General features: G+C 73.1%; 14 protein-coding genes. 7 read left to right on the plus strand and 7 right to left on the minus strand.

Going from position 1 to position 16,751, the window contains the following annotated elements:
• Positions 1–32 precede the first annotated feature (32 nt).
• Positions 33–602, plus strand: coding sequence for a GNAT family N-acetyltransferase (locus tag VKA29_RS06385; RefSeq protein ID WP_324784189.1), 570 nt, complete (start codon positions 33–35; stop codon positions 600–602).
• Positions 603–690: 88 nt separating this feature from the next.
• Positions 691–1,875 carry a winged helix-turn-helix domain-containing protein gene (locus VKA29_RS06390; protein ID WP_324784190.1) on the plus strand — a complete coding sequence of 395 codons (1,185 nt, stop codon included), beginning with the start codon at positions 691–693 and terminating at the stop codon, positions 1,873–1,875.
• A 35-nt stretch (positions 1,876–1,910) separates the two neighbouring features.
• Here VKA29_RS06390 and VKA29_RS06395 read toward each other — a convergent pair whose 3' ends face one another.
• The 7 genes from VKA29_RS06395 to mtnA all read right to left on the minus strand — a co-directional run bounded on the left by VKA29_RS06395 (position 1,911) and on the right by mtnA (position 10,987).
• On the minus strand, positions 1,911–2,657 hold the full coding sequence (locus tag VKA29_RS06395) for a response regulator transcription factor (RefSeq protein ID WP_324784191.1): 747 nt from the start codon (positions 2,655–2,657) through the stop codon (positions 1,911–1,913).
• Between the two features lie 204 nt (positions 2,658–2,861).
• Positions 2,862–3,554, minus strand: a complete 693-nt coding sequence (gene hpf, locus VKA29_RS06400; protein ID WP_324784192.1) for a ribosome hibernation-promoting factor, HPF/YfiA family — start codon at positions 3,552–3,554, stop codon at positions 2,862–2,864.
• A gap of 315 nt (positions 3,555–3,869) precedes the next feature.
• On the minus strand, positions 3,870–4,811 hold the full coding sequence (locus VKA29_RS06405) for a ComF family protein (RefSeq protein WP_324784193.1): 942 nt from the start codon (positions 4,809–4,811) through the stop codon (positions 3,870–3,872).
• Positions 4,812–5,002: 191 nt separating this feature from the next.
• Positions 5,003–6,838, minus strand: a complete 1,836-nt coding sequence (locus VKA29_RS06410; RefSeq protein ID WP_324784195.1) for an LpqB family beta-propeller domain-containing protein — start codon at positions 6,836–6,838, stop codon at positions 5,003–5,005.
• Positions 6,828–8,954, minus strand: coding sequence for an MtrAB system histidine kinase MtrB (gene mtrB, locus VKA29_RS06415; protein WP_324784196.1), 2,127 nt, complete (start codon positions 8,952–8,954; stop codon positions 6,828–6,830). The genes VKA29_RS06410 and mtrB overlap by 11 nt, the downstream gene beginning before the upstream one ends.
• Position 8,955: 1 nt before the next feature.
• Positions 8,956–9,645 (minus strand): two-component system response regulator MtrA, encoded by a 690-nt coding sequence (gene mtrA / locus VKA29_RS06420; RefSeq protein ID WP_187284748.1) that lies wholly within the window; start codon positions 9,643–9,645, stop codon positions 8,956–8,958.
• Between the two features lie 199 nt (positions 9,646–9,844).
• Positions 9,845–10,987 carry an S-methyl-5-thioribose-1-phosphate isomerase gene (gene mtnA / locus VKA29_RS06425; protein WP_324784197.1) on the minus strand — a complete coding sequence of 381 codons (1,143 nt, stop codon included), beginning with the start codon at positions 10,985–10,987 and terminating at the stop codon, positions 9,845–9,847.
• A gap of 140 nt (positions 10,988–11,127) precedes the next feature.
• Here mtnA and VKA29_RS06430 point away from each other — a divergent pair, with 140 nt between their 5' ends.
• The 5 genes from VKA29_RS06430 to VKA29_RS06450 are packed head-to-tail and all read left to right on the plus strand — an operon-like array spanning position 11,128 to position 16,639.
• On the plus strand, positions 11,128–12,432 hold the full coding sequence (locus VKA29_RS06430) for a glycerophosphoryl diester phosphodiesterase membrane domain-containing protein (RefSeq protein ID WP_324784199.1): 1,305 nt from the start codon (positions 11,128–11,130) through the stop codon (positions 12,430–12,432).
• Between the two features lie 4 nt (positions 12,433–12,436).
• Positions 12,437–13,147, plus strand: coding sequence for a DUF4129 domain-containing protein (locus VKA29_RS06435; protein ID WP_324784200.1), 711 nt, complete (start codon positions 12,437–12,439; stop codon positions 13,145–13,147).
• On the plus strand, positions 13,144–14,340 hold the full coding sequence (locus tag VKA29_RS06440; protein ID WP_324784201.1) for a DUF4350 domain-containing protein: 1,197 nt from the start codon (positions 13,144–13,146) through the stop codon (positions 14,338–14,340). The genes VKA29_RS06435 and VKA29_RS06440 overlap by 4 nt, the downstream gene beginning before the upstream one ends.
• Positions 14,340–15,329 (plus strand): MoxR family ATPase, encoded by a 990-nt coding sequence (locus VKA29_RS06445; RefSeq protein WP_324784202.1) that lies wholly within the window; start codon positions 14,340–14,342, stop codon positions 15,327–15,329. The genes VKA29_RS06440 and VKA29_RS06445 overlap by 1 nt, the downstream gene beginning before the upstream one ends.
• Positions 15,329–16,639 carry a DUF58 domain-containing protein gene (locus VKA29_RS06450; RefSeq protein WP_324784203.1) on the plus strand — a complete coding sequence of 437 codons (1,311 nt, stop codon included), beginning with the start codon at positions 15,329–15,331 and terminating at the stop codon, positions 16,637–16,639. The genes VKA29_RS06445 and VKA29_RS06450 overlap by 1 nt, the downstream gene beginning before the upstream one ends.
• Positions 16,640–16,751: the final 112 nt, after the last annotated feature.

Below are 16,751 nucleotides of genomic sequence, written 5' to 3' on the forward strand. Positions count from 1 at the left end.
CGTCCTCGTCGGCCGCGCCGCAGAATCGGCCGATGGAACCCGTGACGCTCACGACGCCCCGCCTCCTCCTGCGCACCGTCGGCCCGCAGGACACCGACGCCGTGTACGCCGCGGCGCAGGACCCGGACATCCAGCGCTGGACCACCGTGCCCTCCCCCTACCTGCCCGAACACGCACGCAGCTTCACCCGGCAGCTGGCACCCGACGGCTGGGCGAACGGCTCCATGTTCACCTTCGGCATCTTCCTGCCCGACGGCGCCCTGACCGGCATGCTCGGCATCACGATGCGCTCCACGGGCGTGGGCGAGATCGGTTTCTGGGCCACCAAGGAGCACCGCGGCAACGGCTACGTCACCGAGGCCGTCCTCGCCGCCTCCCGCTGGGCCTTCACCCGCCTGTCGGTCGACCGCGTGGAATGGCGGGCGGAGGTCGGCAACGCCGCCTCCCTGGCGGTGGCGCGGCGCGCGGGCTTCACCATCGAGGGCACCCTGCGTTCCGCCGTCGACAACAAGGGCGTGCGACGCGACTGCTGGGTGGGCTCCCTGCTCCCGTCGGACCTGGGCCTGCCGTCCACCGCCCCCTACGTTCCGACGCCGTCCTAACGCCTCCCCGCCACCGGCACCGGCCGGGACCTCGCCGGAAACCGCAGCTCACGCCCAACTGTCAGTGCCGGACCCTATCGTGCGGACCATGACGACCCCGCGTCCCTCCACCGACCTGTCGGCCGACGAGGCCCGCCGCATCGCCCTGCGCGCCCAGGGGCTCCTCGGCACGCCCGACCGCAGAGCCGGCGTCCGCGGCATCCTCCGCCACCTGGGCGCGGTCCAGCTGGACACGATCTCCGTCCTGGCCCGCTCCCACGAACTCATCCCCTACGCCCGGCTCGGCGCGGTGGGCCGCAGGACGGTCGAGGACGCCTACTGGGCCGCGCCCACCACGCGGGCGCACTCCTTCGAATACTGGTCGCACGCGGCGTGCATACTCCCCGTCGAGGAGTGGCCGCACTTCGCCTTCCGCCGCCGCGCCTACCGCGCCCGCCCGCACTGGAACCACGCCCTCCCGGACGGCGCCTACGACCGGGTGATCAAGCAGTTGAGCGCCGAAGGCCCGCTGACGGCCACCGAGTTGGGCGGCGCGAAGCGGACCAGCGAGTGGTGGGACTGGTCCGGCTCCAAGGTCGCCGTCGAGCGTGCGCTGATGTACGGCGAGGTGGTGTGCGTGCGCCGCCGCGGCTGGAAGCGGGTGTACGACCTCGCCGAGCGCGCGATCCCCGGCCCGCTGCTGCACGACGATCTGGACGACGCGGAGTGCCTGCGCCGCCTGGTCCGTCTGGCGGGGCAGTCCCTCGGGGTCGGCACGCGCGCGGACATCGCCGACTACCACCGTCTCAAGGGCGAGCAGGTCGACGCGGTGATCGCGGAGTCGGGCCTGGTGCCGGTCACGGTCGAGGGCTGGTCCAAGCCGGCCTGGGCCGACCCCGCGGCACTCGAGGCACCCGCGCGCGGCCGTCACCGCACCACGCTGCTGTCCCCCTTCGACTCCCTGATCTGGGAACGGGCGCGCACCGAGCGGATCTTCGGCTTCACCCACCGGCTGGAGGCCTACGTCCCCAAGCCGAAGCGGGTGTACGGCTACTTCGCGATGCCGGTGCTCGCCGGGGGCCGCCTGGTCGGCCGGGTGGACCCCGCCCGCGAGGGCCGCACGCTGGTGGCCAGGCAGGTCACCGTGGACGGTGCCAAGGCGGTTCCGGCGGTGGCGCAGGCCCTGGTGGAGGCGGCGGGCTGGGTGGAGTGCACGGACGTGCGCGTCGAGCGGGTGGACGCGGCGGACCTGCGCGAGCCCCTGGTGAGGGAACTCGCCCGCCTGCTGGCCTGATCCGCTGGCCCGCGCGCCTGCTCGCCCGCTCCCTGCTAGCGGATCTCGAGGATCTTCTCCCGCATCGCGTACACCACGGCCTCCATCCTGGAGTGCAGCTGGAGCTTCTCCAGGATGTTGCGCACGTGGTTCTTCACGGTGTTCTCGGAGATGAACAACTCCTTGGCGATGTCACGGTTGTTCATGCCCGTCGCGACGAGCTTGAGGACTTCCAGTTCGCGGTCGGTCAGCCGCGGCGCGGGCACGAGCCGGCGCTCGTCGGTGCGCTGGATCATCGACTTGAACTCGGTGAGCAGCTTCGACGCCATGGACGGGCTGATCTGCGACTGTCCGTCGGCCACCGCCCGGATGGCGGTGGCCACCTCGTCCGTGGAGATCTCCTTGAGGAGATAACCGGTCGCGCCCGCCTTGATCGCGTCGTAGAGGTCGGCTTCCTCGTCGCTGATCGTCAGCATGATGATCTTGGCGCTGGGGGCCACCTCCTTGATCGAGGTGCAGGCCTCGATCCCGCCCCGCTTGGGCATGCGGACGTCCATCAGCACGATGTCCGGCAGCAGGTCGGCGGCCTTGTCGACGGCCTCCGCACCGTCTCCCGCCTCGCCGACGACCTGGATGTCCTCCTCGGCGGCGAGCACGATCTCCAGGCCACGGCGGAACAGGGCGTGGTCGTCCACGACAAGGACTCTGATCGGCTCCTTGCGTGAGGTGCCCGCGTCCGGGCCCATGCCGACGACGCCGCCGTCGGCATCCTCGTCATGCATCGGTCCGAAGCTGTCCGCCATCGTTCCTCCCCCTGAAGGCTGTGGCCTGTGGTCCTGTGCCATCGCCAACCCAAGGCAACGGCCCACCCGTTGGGCCGTTGCCGCCATGATTCCATGCCTGGGCGGCAACGCGGTGACGGAGCGGGGCGCGAAGCGGTCGCACGCAGGTGCCCCTGGGGGCGCACACGCGCTCCAGGGGCACCGGTTCACCGCTCGACCGCGCGGTCACTCACCCACGGTGCCGCCCGCGCCGGGGACTTGCGCCTGGGCGACCATCGGGTCGGTGCTGAGGTGGATGACGCCGTAGTCATAGGCATGCCGCCGGTAGACGACGCTCGGTTCCTTGGTCTCGGAGTCGACGAACAGATAGAAGTCGTGGCCGACCAGTTCCATCTCGTAGAGAGCCTGGTCGAGCGTCATCGGTGAGGCAACGTGGGTCTTCTCGCGTACGACGAGGGGTCCTTCCCCCTTCACTTCCAGCGAGCCGATCTTCTTCGTGGGCACACCGTCCGACTCCTCCTCGTAGACGGTGCCGCCGTTCCCGTTGAGCGTCGCCGCGTCCGGGACGTGATCGGGGACCTCGGCTGCCGAGATCCTGCGTGCGCCACGGCGCGAGAACCGCTTGTCGTGCTGCTTGCGCAGCCGGGCGTCCAGCTTCTCCGCGGCCAGGTCAAGGGCTGCGTACGGATCGCTGGCCGCCGCCTCCGCCCGGATCACCGGACCGCGGGAGCGGAGCGTGATCTCCACTCGGTCGCAGCGGTCGGCCTGTCGGGGGTTCGGCTCCTTGGACACCTCGACGTCGAGGCTGATCACCTTGGCATCGAGCCTCTGGATCTTCTCCAGCTTCAGCTTCTCGGCCACGTGCTTGCGGAACCGCTCGGGCACCTCGGTCTTGCGGCCCTTGACGACGATGTCCACGCAGAACTCCGTTCCCGGATTGCTCCGCTTCGGCGGCGGAGCATCTCCCTTGTGCACCAGATTCCGGTGAGTTCCGGAATCTCGGACTCGGTGACTTCCACCTCCTCCTCCCCCATGGGCAAGACCCCCACCCCACCGGCACGGGTGATGATGCAAATCCCGCAGCGCGGCATTCGCTCAGGAGGGGTATGGCCTGGGCCTTTCCCTCACAACTGAACATATCTCGCCCGGACGGATGTCGTCACCCTCTACTGCGCCGTACCTCCGTTCCGGTGATTTGATGCTCTCGTTGCCTGCAACGACGCGCGTTCACAGTCAGTTCCGGTTTATTTCAAAAGAATCCGGCGGCGCGGCGACCACGGCCGCGCACACCACAGCGTCCGCGCCGACCGCCTCCGTCGTTCCGTCCGCTCTTCGGCCACGGCCGACGCCTTCGTCCCCTGTTCCGGCGCCCTCGTTCCCTGTTCCGGGTGTTCGTCCCTTTCTGCCTTCCCGGGTTGCGGCCGGGTACACGGCCGTCCTCCCCACGGTCTGCGAAACCGGCCCGCGGCCCGTCCCGCCGGTCGCCGGCGGCTCCTGCCACTCCGGCACCGCCCGCGCCGCCCGCACGGCGCGCGCCGCCTCCGCCAGGGAGGCGCCCGTCGTCATCAGGTCGTCGACCAGCACCGCCTGCCCTCCACACAGCAGCCGCGCACCGCCCGGCGCCACGGCCAGTGCGCCGGCGAGGTTGTCGAGCCGCTGCCGCGCGTCGAGCCCCGACTGGTCGGCCACGGCACGCCGCTGCCGCAGCACGGCCAGCACCCGGGCCGGCGTCCCCGTCCGGCGCAGCTCGCCCGCCGCCGCGAGGGCGATCCGCCGCGCCGGATCGTGCCCCCGCGCCCGCACGGCGGCACGTGCGGACGGCACGGGGACCAGCAGCAGGGGACCGTCCCGGCGCGCGGTTCCGCGGCCGTTTCGCCGTGCCTCCCTCAGCCCCGCCCGGACCGCCTCCGCCAAGGCGGCTCCCAGCGGCGCCGCGAGGGCCAGCGCGCCGCGCTCCTTGTGGGCCAGCAGCACGGCCCGCACCTCGTCCGCGTACCGGGCGGCCGCGTGCACCACGGGCAGCCCGGGCGGTTCCGGCACTGGTCGCACCCGGCTCGGTACGGCCCCGTCCAGGGCGGCACGGCACTCGGGACAGAGAGCCGTGCGAGGCATCCCGCAGCCTCCGCACTCGGCCGGCAGCACCAGGTCGGCCAGGTCCTGCCACCACCCCCGCATGGCCACCACTGTGCCGACATCGAAGCCGGCCTGCCACCCCTGTGGACAACCAGCGGGACCCGCCCGGCCACCCCTGTGGACAACCAACGAGACCCGGCCGACGGCCCCGGACCGAACCGGCGGCTCACCCCGGACGGACCGGCGGCGCGTCGCGGACGGACCGGCGGCTCGCCCCGGCCCGAACCGGTTGCTCACCCCGGATAGACCGGCGCGCTCCCGTCCGTGACCACCTTCTGCCACTGCGCCCCCGACGGCAGCCGGACGATCCCGTCGTCCTCGGAGTACGCCACCAGCGGCAGCCCGTCGTCCTCCGCCGCGGTGATCTCCTTGACCCCCGTCAGCGCCGCGGGCGCCGCCATTTCCGGCGTGGAGCCGTCGACCTGGACGTACCGCATGGTCTGCACGCCGCCCTGCTCGCGCCCGGCCACCACGAGCCGGGTGTCACCGGCCCACGACATGGCCGTGACGTCCTCCAGCTCCGGCGTCGCGGAGCGCAGTCCGACCACCGAGAACACCGCCCGCTGGTCCGTGTCCGCGTGTCGTTCGATCCGCCCGATGAGCAGGGACTTCTTCGTGCCCTTGGCCACCACCAACGCGATCCGCACCCCGTCGGCGGCCACCCGCACGTCCTCGATGCGCCCGTCCAGCCCCGAGGTCGTCACCACCAGCGGCTCGTCCCTGCCCTGCTCCAGCAGCAGCAGGCGCGGGTCGCCGGGGTCGCGGTCGGCCACCCAGAGGTCGCCGTGCGCGTCCCAGCTGGGCGCCGTCAGCCGGTCGTCCTCCGTCTTGCCGTGGCTGACCAGCACGGGGTCCCCGAGCGATCCCCCCGACACCAGCGACGCCACGTACAGCGCCTGGCCGTCGGCGGTGACCGCGGCCGCGGTGCGCTCGTCGCGTGCCACGGCCACCGAGCGCAGCGCCTTGCCGCCCTCGCCCAGTGCCCCCGGCACCGCGCTGGCGTTGGTCCCGCTGATGCCGGCGGCTATCCGTACGAGCCTGTTCTTGCCGTCGACGAAGTACAGATAGGAAGGGTGCTGGGCGGACGCGGGCGCGGCCACGTCGTCGATCCGCTCCTCGCCGAGCGAGCACAGGCGCGAGCCGCCGGAGCGCAGCTCGACCTGTTCGACCGCCGGCGTGAGGCTCTGCAGCGTGAGCAGCAGCTGGGCCGCCATCTCGCGGCACATGCCGGTGCCCACCCGGGCGGCCTTGCCGTTCAGTGGCACGGTCAGCTTGCTCCGGTCGTCGGGCGCCAGCGAGGCGACGCCCTTCTCCAGGGCCGCGCCGGTGGGGAAACTCGTCCGGACCACGGGGTCGAGCCAGGTCGTGGGCCCGTTGAGCAGGGAGCGCACCACCTGAGTCATGGGATCCACGCGCCGCCGCACGTACACCGGGTCGGCGACCGCCGCGGCCTGCGTCTCGCTGCCCGTGGCGGTGTTCGAGGCGAAGTAGTACTTGTTGACGGACACGTAGTTGCGCTGGAAGTCCGACTTGCCCATCACCAGCCCCTGCGGCAGCCGGTCGATGCGCCACTGGTTGGTCTTCCGATTCCGCGTGAGGTGCACCAGCGCGCGGTAGCTGCCCTTGGCCGGCCGGTAGGACTGCTGCGCGTCCACCGTGGCGACCCTGGTGCCGGTCAGCGTGAACGACAGCTCGTCCCTGTCCTCCCGGGCGTCCGAGCGGTCGGAATCGGTGCCCGGGCCGTCCGCGAGGACCGTGGTGGACAGACCCGGCCGCCACATCTGCGACGCCTTGCCCGTCAGGTAGAGGCGTGCCGTGGAGTAGTCGGGGTCGTCGCTGGTCAGCGCCTCCAGGAAGCCCGAGACGATGTCCGAGGCCTGGGCGTTGTCCTGCGGCGGCACGGCGAACACCCGCACCTGGGTGTCCTGCCGCGGGGTGGAGTCGACACCGCGCAGATCCCCGCTGTCGGGCATGGAGGCGCACCCCGTCAGCAGTACCGCACCACAGGTGGCGTACGCCACCGCGCGCGCCGGCATGCGCCGGGCGCCCCCCTCGCGGTCAGCGCCCACGAGCCGCCTTCCCTTCCCTGGTCGAGTCCTGCGGACCGGCGTCCGAACGGCGCGCGGTCTCGTCGCGCGCCGCGCCGGCGGCGGACGCCCCCTCCGCGGCGGATGCCTCGCTCCCGGAGCGCTCCCCCTCCGTGGCGGAGCCTCCGGTTCCGGTCTGCCCGTCTTCCCGTCCTCGCGTGCCCGGGACGGGCCGGGAGACCACGCGGGTGCCGTTCCCGGGCAGCGCCGTCGGGTCGGCGGTCGGGGCCGGGCCGCCCAGCCGCGGGGTCAGCGACGACATCTCGGCCGGCTGCACCGGCACCGTCGCCGTCTTCCCGCCGCCCCCGCGCGGCAGCCCCGCGCCGTTGAGTCCGCGGTTGCGCCGTGAGTCCTTGGGCTCCAGCGGGATCGGGGAGCCACGCAGCGGCTCGTCCGCCGTGCGCGGCAGCGTGAGCCGGAACTGCGACCCGCCGCCCGGCTCACCCCACGCCTGCAGCCAGCCGCCGTGCAGCCGCGCGTCCTCCAGCGCGATGGACAGACCCAGGCCGGTACCGCCCGTGGTGCGCGCGCGTGCCGGGTCGGCCCGCCAGAAGCGGCTGAAGACGCGGGTCGCCTCGCCGGGCTTGAGCCCGACGCCGTAGTCGCGCACCGCGATCGCGACCGCCCCGCCCGCCGCGGCGAGCTTGACGACGACGTCCTTGCCGTCGCCGTGCTCCACGGCGTTGACGACGAGATTGCGCAGCACCCGCTCCACCCGCCGGGCGTCCGCCTCGGCGACGACGGGCTGCAGGTCGCCGACGACCCGGATCTTCGTGCCCTTGCGCTCCGCGAGCGGCTCGGCGCCGCTGACCACGCGCCGCACGACCTCCCTGAGGTCTATCGGTTCCGCCTCCAGGGCCGCCGCGCCCGCGTCGAAGCGGCTGATCTCCAGCAGATCCGCGAGCAGCGACTCGAAGCGGTCCAGCTGGTCGGCGAGCAGCTCCGCCGACCGCGCGGTCACCGGGTCGAAGTCCTCCCGGGCCTCGTGGATGACGTCCGCGGCCATGCGCACGGTCGTCAGCGGCGTCCGCAGCTCGTGGGACACGTCCGACACGAACCGCCGCTGCATCCGCGACAGGTCCTCCAGCTGCTGGATCTTCAGCTGCAGGTTCTGCGCCATCTTGTTGAAGGCCTCGCCGAGCCGCGCGATGTCGTCCTCGCCGGTGACCTTCATGCGTTCCTGCAGCCGCCCGGCCGACAGCCGCTCGGCGATGCCGGCCGCCATCCGCACGGGCGTGACGACCTGCCGCACCACCAGCCAGGCGATCGCCCCGAGCAGGACGACGACGAACAGTCCGGCGGTCGCCAGGGTGCCCTTGACCAGGCTCAGCGACTTCTCCTCCTGGGTGAGCGGGAAGAGGTAGTAGAGCTGGTAGGGGTCGCCGTTGGGGTCGTTGACCTGCTTGCCGATGACCAGCGCCGGCTGCGATTCCTTGCCGTTGCTGTAGACGATGCGGGTGTAGCTCTGGGCGGCAGCGGTGCTCTCGTCGATCCGCGCGCGCAGATCGTCGGGCACGCTGACCGACGGGTCGACGTACCCGGAGGCGCGCGGCCCGCGTCCGCCGCCGCTGTCGTCGCCCAGGGGCAGGGTGACCACGTCGAAGGCGCCCTGGCCGCCGCTGGACAGGGAGGACACCAGTTCGCTCATCCACGGGGTGATGTTCTGCGCGGGGCGGCCGTCGACCGGGGAGCCGTCGTCGGCGGTGCCGGAGGCGGCCTCGTCGGCCTTCTGCTTGGCCACCGCGAACCCTCCGGTGGCCTGGCTCTGCGAGGCCTTCACCTTGGCGTCCAGCAGACCGTTGCGCACCTGCCCGATGACGACGAAGCCCAGCAGCAGGACGACGCCCAGGGACATCAGCAGCGTCGTGACGACGATCTTCAGCTGGATGTTGCGCCGCCACAGCCGCATCACGGGCAGCAGTGGCCGCCGTACCCACCGCAGGAGCAGCCGCAGGACAGGACTGCCCTGGACGCCGCCCTGCAGCAGCCCGCCCGCGAAGAGGCGTCGCCAACGCGAGCCCGCCGCGTTCCGGCCGACAGGCCGCCCGGCGCGGGGCCCGCCCGGCCCGGGCTCCGAAGCGGCACTGTCACCGGTCATGTCAGCTCGGTCCCGCCTTGTACCCGACGCCACGGACGGTCACCACGATCTCCGGCCGCTCCGGGTCCTTCTCGACCTTCGAGCGCAGTCTCTGCACATGCACGTTGACCAGGCGGGTGTCGGCGGCGTGCCGGTAGCCCCACACCTGCTCGAGCAGCACCTCGCGGGTGAACACCTGCCACGGCTTGCGCGCGAGCGCGACCAGCAGGTCGAACTCCAGCGGCGTCAGCGCGATCGACTGCCCGTCCCGCTTGACGGAGTGCCCGGCCACGTCGATGACCAGGTCGCCGATGGCGAGCTGCTCCGGCGCCGGTTCCTCCGACCGGCGCAGGCGCGCCCGGATCCGGGCGACCAGCTCCTTCGGCTTGAACGGCTTCACGATGTAGTCGTCCGCGCCCGATTCCAGTCCGACGACGACGTCGACCGTGTCGCTCTTGGCCGTGAGCATCACGATCGGCACCCCGGACTCCGCCCTGATCAGACGGCACACCTCGATGCCGTCCCGCCCGGGCAGCATCAGGTCCAGCAGCACCAGGTCGGGCTTGGACTCACGGAACGCGGCCAGCGCCTTGTCGCCATCGGCTACGAAAGACGGTTCAAAACCTTCACCACGCAGCACGATGCCGAGCATCTCGGCCAGTGCGGTGTCGTCGTCGACGACGAGGACTCGTCCCTTCATAAACGACATCATCCCATTCTCGTAACAGTGACCGGGGCGCTGGTGAGAGAGGTCACTGGCCCGTGACGATAGTCGTATGGGGTCGCTGCTGTCTGCCCTCGTCCGCCGGGTGCGGCCGCAGGCAGGGGACGCCGCGGGAGCAGGCTGTCCGCCGCTCCCCGCCGAGCCCCGCGGTCCGTCCCCCGGCGACCGGCCGATCCCCCCTGCTCGGCTAGCCGATACTCACCTGCCGTGACCTGGCGCACAGCTCCGCGAGCGCCTCGGCGGTCACGGGCGACACGGCCCCCTCCTCCGTGACGATCGCGGTGATCAGCTCGGGCGGCGTCACGTCGAACGCCGGGTTGTACGCCTGCGTCCCCAGAGGCGCGATCGGCAGCCCGCCTCCCACGCCGGTCACCGGCATCTGCGGCGCCATGATCTCGGTGACCTCGAACCCGGGCCGCTGCTCCACCTCGATGGACGCCCCGTCCGGCGTGTCCGGATCCACCGTCGTCACCGGCGCCACCACGACGAAGGGCACGTGGTGGTAGCGGGCGAGCACCGCCAGCGGATAGCTCCCCACCTTGTTCGCCACCGAACCGTCGGCGGCGATGCGGTCCGCCCCGATCAGCACCGCGTCCACCTCGCCGGCCGCGAACAGCGAACCCGCCGCGTTGTCCGTGAGCAGGGTGTAGGCCATCCCGCTGCGGGCCGCCTCGTACGCCGTCAGGCGCGCGCCCTGCAACAGCGGACGCGTCTCGTCCACCCACAGCCGCCGCAGCTTGCCCGCCCGGTGCGCCGCGAGCGCGACCGCGAACGCCGTCCCCTCACCGCCCGACACCAGCGAGCCGGTGTTGCAGTGGGTCAGGATCCGATGCCCGCCGCCGGGCAGCAGCTCCTCCAGCAACGCCAGACCGCGCTCGGCCATCCGGGCGCTGGCCTCGGCGTCCTCCCGATGCAGCTGCCGCGCGGCCGCCAGCGCCGCCGCCGCGGCCCGCGCGGGATCGCCGCTCCTGGCGAACTCGGCCCGGTACGCGGCCTGGGCTCTGCGCACGCCGACGGAGAGGTTCACCGCGGTGGGCCGGGCACCCGCCAGGGCCGCCGCCGCGTCGTCCACCTCGAAACCGCGCGCGGCGGCGAGCGCGACGCCGTACGCCCCCGCGACACCGAGCAGCGGCGCCCCACGCACGGCGAGCGAACGGATCGCTTCGACCAGCGCGGAGGCGTCCGTACAGACCAGCTCGACCTCCTCCGCCGGCAGCCTCGTCTGGTCCAGAAGCACCACCACGGGGCCTTCCGGTGGCTCCTCCCAGCGGATCGCCGGGATCTCGGTCGCCCTGCTGTCCTCGCCGGAATGCGCGTACTGATCAGCCATGCGGTCAGTCTGCCCGTTTTCCGGCAGACAATTGAAGCTCCGCACCCCCTACCGCGGCCAGTACCTCGACGACCACCCCATGGCACGATGGCAGCCGAACTGCCGCCGCGCCCGCGGACGGGCACCGTGAAGGAGCGACGATGAACGACACTCCGGGCTGGGCCTCGCCCGGATCCGCCCCGTCCGAAGGGCAGGAGCCCGGCGCGCCCGGTCCCGCCGAGCCCGGCGACCGCCCCGCGGAACCCGCCGACCAGCCGGTCGCGGATCCGCAGGCACCGGGCGTGCAGTGGTCCAAGGACCAGCCGCCCGCAGGCCAGTGGTCCGCCCCCTCCGGCCCGGCGAGCCCGGGCCAGGCCCCACCGCCTCCGCCGCCCGGCCCGGGCTGGGGCGGCCGGCCCCCGGGTGCCCCCGGCGGCCAGGGCGCTCCCGGTCACGTCCCCTACGGCGGCTGGGGCGGCCCCCCGCCCGCGGCGAAGCCCGGTGTGATCCCACTGCGTCCGCTCGGCGTGGGCGAGATCCTCGACGGCGCGGTCTCCACCATGCGCACCTACTGGCGCACCGTCCTCGGCATCTCGCTGACCGTCGCGGTCGTGGTGCAGGTCGTCGTCATCCTGCTCCAGGGCCTGTTCCTCTACGACCGGGCCGGCACCGAGGTACTGAACGACCCGAGCGCCACCCTGAGCGAACTCACCCGCGCCCTGGGCGACACCATGCTCGGCACCGGCGTCGTCTTCCTGATCTCCCTGCTCGGCACGATCACGGCGACCGCCCTGCTCACGACCGTCACCAGCCGGGCGGTGCTCGGCAAGCCGGTCACCACCGGCGAGGCCTGGCGCGACGCCCGCCCGCAGGTGGTGAGGCTGTTCGGCCTGATCTTCCTGCTGCTGCTCATCACGTTCGGGATCGTCCTCGGCGGCGCGCTGCCCGGCATCCTCGTGGCGGTGTCGGGATCCGGCGACGCGGGCGCCGCGCTCGGCGTCCTGGGCACCCTCGGCGGCGGCGTGGTCGCGCTGTGGCTGATGATCCGCTTCTCGCTGGCCTCGCCCGCGCTGATGCTGGAGAAGCAGGGCATCAAGAAGGCGATGAGCCGTTCCGCGAAGCTGGTCCGCGGCTCCTGGCGGCGCGTCTTCGGCATCCAGCTGCTCGCGACGGTCATCGCGAACATCGTCGCGTCGATCGTCGTCATCCCCTTCACGCTCCTCGCGGCCGTGTTCGCCGACGGCGGCATCGCCTTCTTCCTGAACAACACCGGCGGCAACCCCGGCTGGACCTTCCTGGTCATCAGCGGGATCGGCGCGGTGATCGGCTCGATGATCACCTTCCCCATCACGGCGGGCGTCACCGTCCTCCTCTACGTCGACCAGCGCATCCGCCGCGAGGCCCTCGACCTCGACCTCGCCCGCGCGGCGGGCCTGCAGGGCTACGGCACCGGCTCGGGAGGCTGATGCGGTGAGCCTGACGGGGGGTGTCCTCACGTCCGTGCTGTCCACGCTCGGATCCGGTGACGAACCGCCGGTGACGACCCCGCGCGATCCCGCGCGGGAGGCGGCCCGGCGCGAGCTGTCGAAACGCATGTACCACGAGAACGACCCCAGCGTGCTCCAACGGGCCCTCGACGCCTTCTGGGACTGGGTCGACAAGCTGCTCGGCTCGGCCTCCACCGTGGCGCCCGGGGGCACACTCGGCCTGGTCGTCATCGTGGTGGCCGTACTCGCCGTGCTCGGTGCGCTGTGGTGGCGCCTGGGCACTCCGCGCCGCGGCCCCGCCTCCGCCGCCGCCCTGTTCGACGACCGTCCGCGCAGCGCGGCGGAGCACCGCGCGGCCGCCGAGGCGCACGCCGCCCAGGGCCACTGGAGCCAGGCCGTCCAGGAACGCATGCGCGCCATCGTCCGCTCCCTGGAGGAGCGCGCCCTGCTCGACGACCGGCCCGGCCGCACCGCCGACGAGGCGGCCGCGGAGGCCGGCCGCGCGCTGCCCTCCCACGCGGACCGGCTGCGTGCCGCCGCCCGCGACTTCGACGACGTGACGTACGGCGGACGCAGGGCGAGCGAGCAGTCGTACCACCGCGTCGCCGAACTCGACCGCGACCTCGAGCGCGCCCGGCCCCGGCTCACGGCCGCCGCGACGGCCCACGACACCCGCCGGGGAGCCGCCGAATGACCCCCGGGACCGCACTCCCGACCGCCTCGCCCTCGCCCACCGCACGCCAGTGGTGGACCCGCGCGCGCGGCATCGTGGTCGCCGTCGCGCTCCTGCTCGTGGCCGCCGTCGCCATCGCCGTGATCCGCTCGGACACCCGGCACGGCACGCTCGACCCGCGCTCCGCAGACCCCTACGGCAGCCGCGCCGTCGCCGAACTGCTCGCCGACCGCGGCGTGTCCACGCGCGTGGTCAGCACCCTGGACCAGGCGCGTGCGGCGGCCGCCCCGGACACGACCCTCCTGGTCGCCGTCCCCGACCTGCTGACGCGCCGGCAGCAGACACTGCTGCGCTCCGCGACCGCCGGCTCCGGAGGTCGCACGGTCCTCGTCGCCGCCGGCAGCGCGTCCGTCGGCAGGCTCGCCCCCGGCGTCACCGCGGACCCCGCCACCAGCACCGGTTCCACCCTCTCCCCCGACTGCTCCCTGCTCGCCGCCCGCCGCGCCGGCAGCGCCGACACCGGCGGCATCCGCTACACCACCACCCACCTCGGCGCCGACAGGTGCTACCCCAGCGAGCACCTGGCCACCCTGCTGCGCATCCCGGAGGCGTCGGGCCACGGCGACACCGTCGTCCTCGGCGCGCCCGACATCCTCCTCAACGAACGGCTGGACAAGGAGGGCAACGCCTCGCTCGCCCTCCAACTCCTCGGCTCCCGTCCCCATCTGGTCTGGTACCTCCCCTCGCTCTCCGACACCTCGGCCGCCGAACCGGACGGCGAGAAGGGCTTCTTCGAGCTGCTGCCCTCCGGCTGGCTCTGGGGCACCCTTCAGCTGTTCGTCGCGGCCGCCCTCGCCGCCCTCTGGCGGGCACGCCGGCTCGGCCCCCTCGTGCCCGAGAAGCTCCCGGTGGCGATCCGTGCCTCCGAAACCGTCGAAGGCCGCTCCCGCCTCTACCGCAAGGCGAACGCCCGTGACCGCGCGGCCGCCGCTCTGCGCTCCGCCACCCGCATCCGCCTGGCCCCGCTCGCGGGTGTACCCGTCTCCCAGGCGCACGCGCCCGAGACCCTGCTCCCCGCCCTGTCCGCCCGCCTGCACGGCGACGGACAGGCCCTGCACTCCCTCCTCTTCGGGCCGCCGCCCAGCGACGACGCGGCCCTCGTCACCCTCGCCGACCGACTCGACGCCCTCGAAAGAGAGGTACGCCGTCCATGATGGACCCGACCACTGACAACGCCGGGTACGCCGGGGATCCGGGCAGGGCCCGTGCCTCCCTGGAGGCCCTGCGCGCCGAGATCGCCAAAGCCGTGGTCGGCCAGGACCCCGCCGTGACCGGCCTCGTCGTCGCCCTGCTGTGCCGCGGGCACGTACTGCTCGAAGGAGTCCCCGGGGTCGCCAAGACGCTGCTCGTCCGCGCTCTCGCATCCGCGCTCGAACTCGACACGAAGCGTGTCCAGTTCACCCCCGACCTGATGCCGAGCGACGTCACCGGCTCCCTCGTCTACGACGCCCGCACGGCCGAGTTCTCCTTCCAGCCCGGCCCGGTCTTCACCAACCTGCTCCTCGCCGACGAGATCAACCGCACCCCGCCGAAGACCCAGTCGTCGCTGCTGGAAGCCATGGAGGAACGCCAGGTCACGGTCGACGGCACCCCCCGCCCGCTCCCCGAGCCGTTCCTGGTCGCGGCCACCCAGAACCCGGTCGAGTACGAGGGCACGTACCCCCTCCCCGAAGCCCAACTGGACCGCTTCCTGCTCAAGCTGACGATCCCTCTGCCGTCCCGCCAGGACGAGATCGACGTCCTCACCCGCCACGCGGAGGGCTTCAACCCGCGCGACCTGCGCGCCGCCGGAGTACGCCCGGTCGCGGGGCCGGCGGACCTGGAGGCCGCCCGCGCCGCGGTGGCAAAGACGACCGTCTCCCCCGAGATCACCGCCTACGTCGTGGACATCTGCCGGGCCACCCGCGAGTCGCCGTCACTCACTCTCGGCGTCTCCCCGCGTGGCGCCACGGCCCTTCTGGCCACCTCACGCGCCTGGGCCTGGCTCACCGGCCGCGACTACGTCATCCCCGACGACGTCAAGGCCCTCGCCCTGCCCGCCCTCCGCCACCGCGTCCAGTTGCGCCCCGAGGCCGAGATGGAAGGCGTGACCGCCGACTCCGTCATCAACGCCGTCCTCGCCCACGTCCCCGTCCCCCGCTGATGGCCTTCACCGGACGCGCCGCGCTCCTCGCGGCACTCGGCTCCCTACCGGTCGGCATCTGGGGCCCCGGCTGGACGGGCATCCTGGCCGTGAACGCGCCCCTGGCCGTTGCCTGCGCCTGCGATTTCGCGCTCGCCGCGCCGGTGCGGCGCCTGGGTCTCACCCGCTCCGGCGACACATCGGTGCGCCTGGGCGACACCGCGGACGTCACCCTGACCATCAGCAATCCGTCGCGCCGCCCGCTGCGCGCCCGCCTGCGCGACGCCTGGCCCCCGAGCAGCTGGCAGCCCGGCACGGAAGTTGCGGCTTCGCGCCACCGCCTGACGGTGCCCGCCGGTGAACGCCGACGGGTCACGACCCGGCTGCGTCCCACTCGCCGCGGCGACCGCCACGCCGACCGCGTCACCGTCCGCTCGTACGGCCCCCTCGGCCTCTTCGCCCGCCAGGGCACCCACCAGGTCCCCTGGACGGTACGCGTCCTGCCCCCGTTCACCAGCCGCAAGCACCTCCCCTCCAAGCTGGCCCGCCTGCGCGAGCTGGACGGCCGCACCAGCGTGCTCATCCGCGGCCAGGGCACGGAGTTCGACAGCCTGCGCGAGTACGTCCCCGGCGACGACACCCGCTCCATCGACTGGCGCGCGACGGCCCGCCAGACCACGGTCGCGGTCCGCACCTGGCGCCCCGAACGCGACCGCCACATCCTTCTGGTCCTCGACACCGGCCGCACCTCGGCCGGCCGCGTGGGCGACGCTCCGCGCCTGGACGCTTCCATGGACGCGGCCCTGCTCCTGGCGGCTCTCGCCGCCCGTGCCGGCGACCGCGTGGACCTGCTCGCGTACGACCGCCGGGTCCGCGCCCTCATCCAAGGCCGCACGGCGCGCGATGTCCTCCCGTCCATCGTCGGCGCGATGGCGACGCTGGAACCCGAGCTGGTGGAGCTGGACGCCCGCGGCCTGGCCTCCGCGGCTCTCCGGACGGCCCCCCGCCGCTCCCTGATCGTGCTGCTGACCAGCCTCGACGCGGCCCCTGTGGAGGAGGGCCTGCTCCCGGTCCTGTCCCGGCTCACGCAACGCCACACGCTCCTCGTCGCCTCGGTGGCGGACCCGTTCGTCGCCCGCATGGCCACGGCACGCGGAAGCACGGAGGCGGTCTACGAGGCCGCAGCCGCCGCGCAGGCCCAGAGCGAACGCCACCGCACGGCGGAGCAACTCCGCCGGCACGGGGTGACGGTCGTCGACGCGGCCCCGGACGATCTGGCTCCGGCACTGGCGGACGCCTATCTCGCTCTCAAAGCGGCGGGACGCCTGTGACGGATTCCGTGGGCTCTCCCCGGAAAGCCCACGGAGCCGGAACGCAGAAAACCCCGTACCGGAACCGGTACGGGGTTTTCTCAAGAATTGTTCGGCGGCGTCCTACTCTCCC

The organism is Streptomyces sp. H51 (assembly GCF_035656535.1).
Classification (GTDB): Bacteria; Actinomycetota; Actinomycetes; order Streptomycetales; family Streptomycetaceae; genus Streptomyces.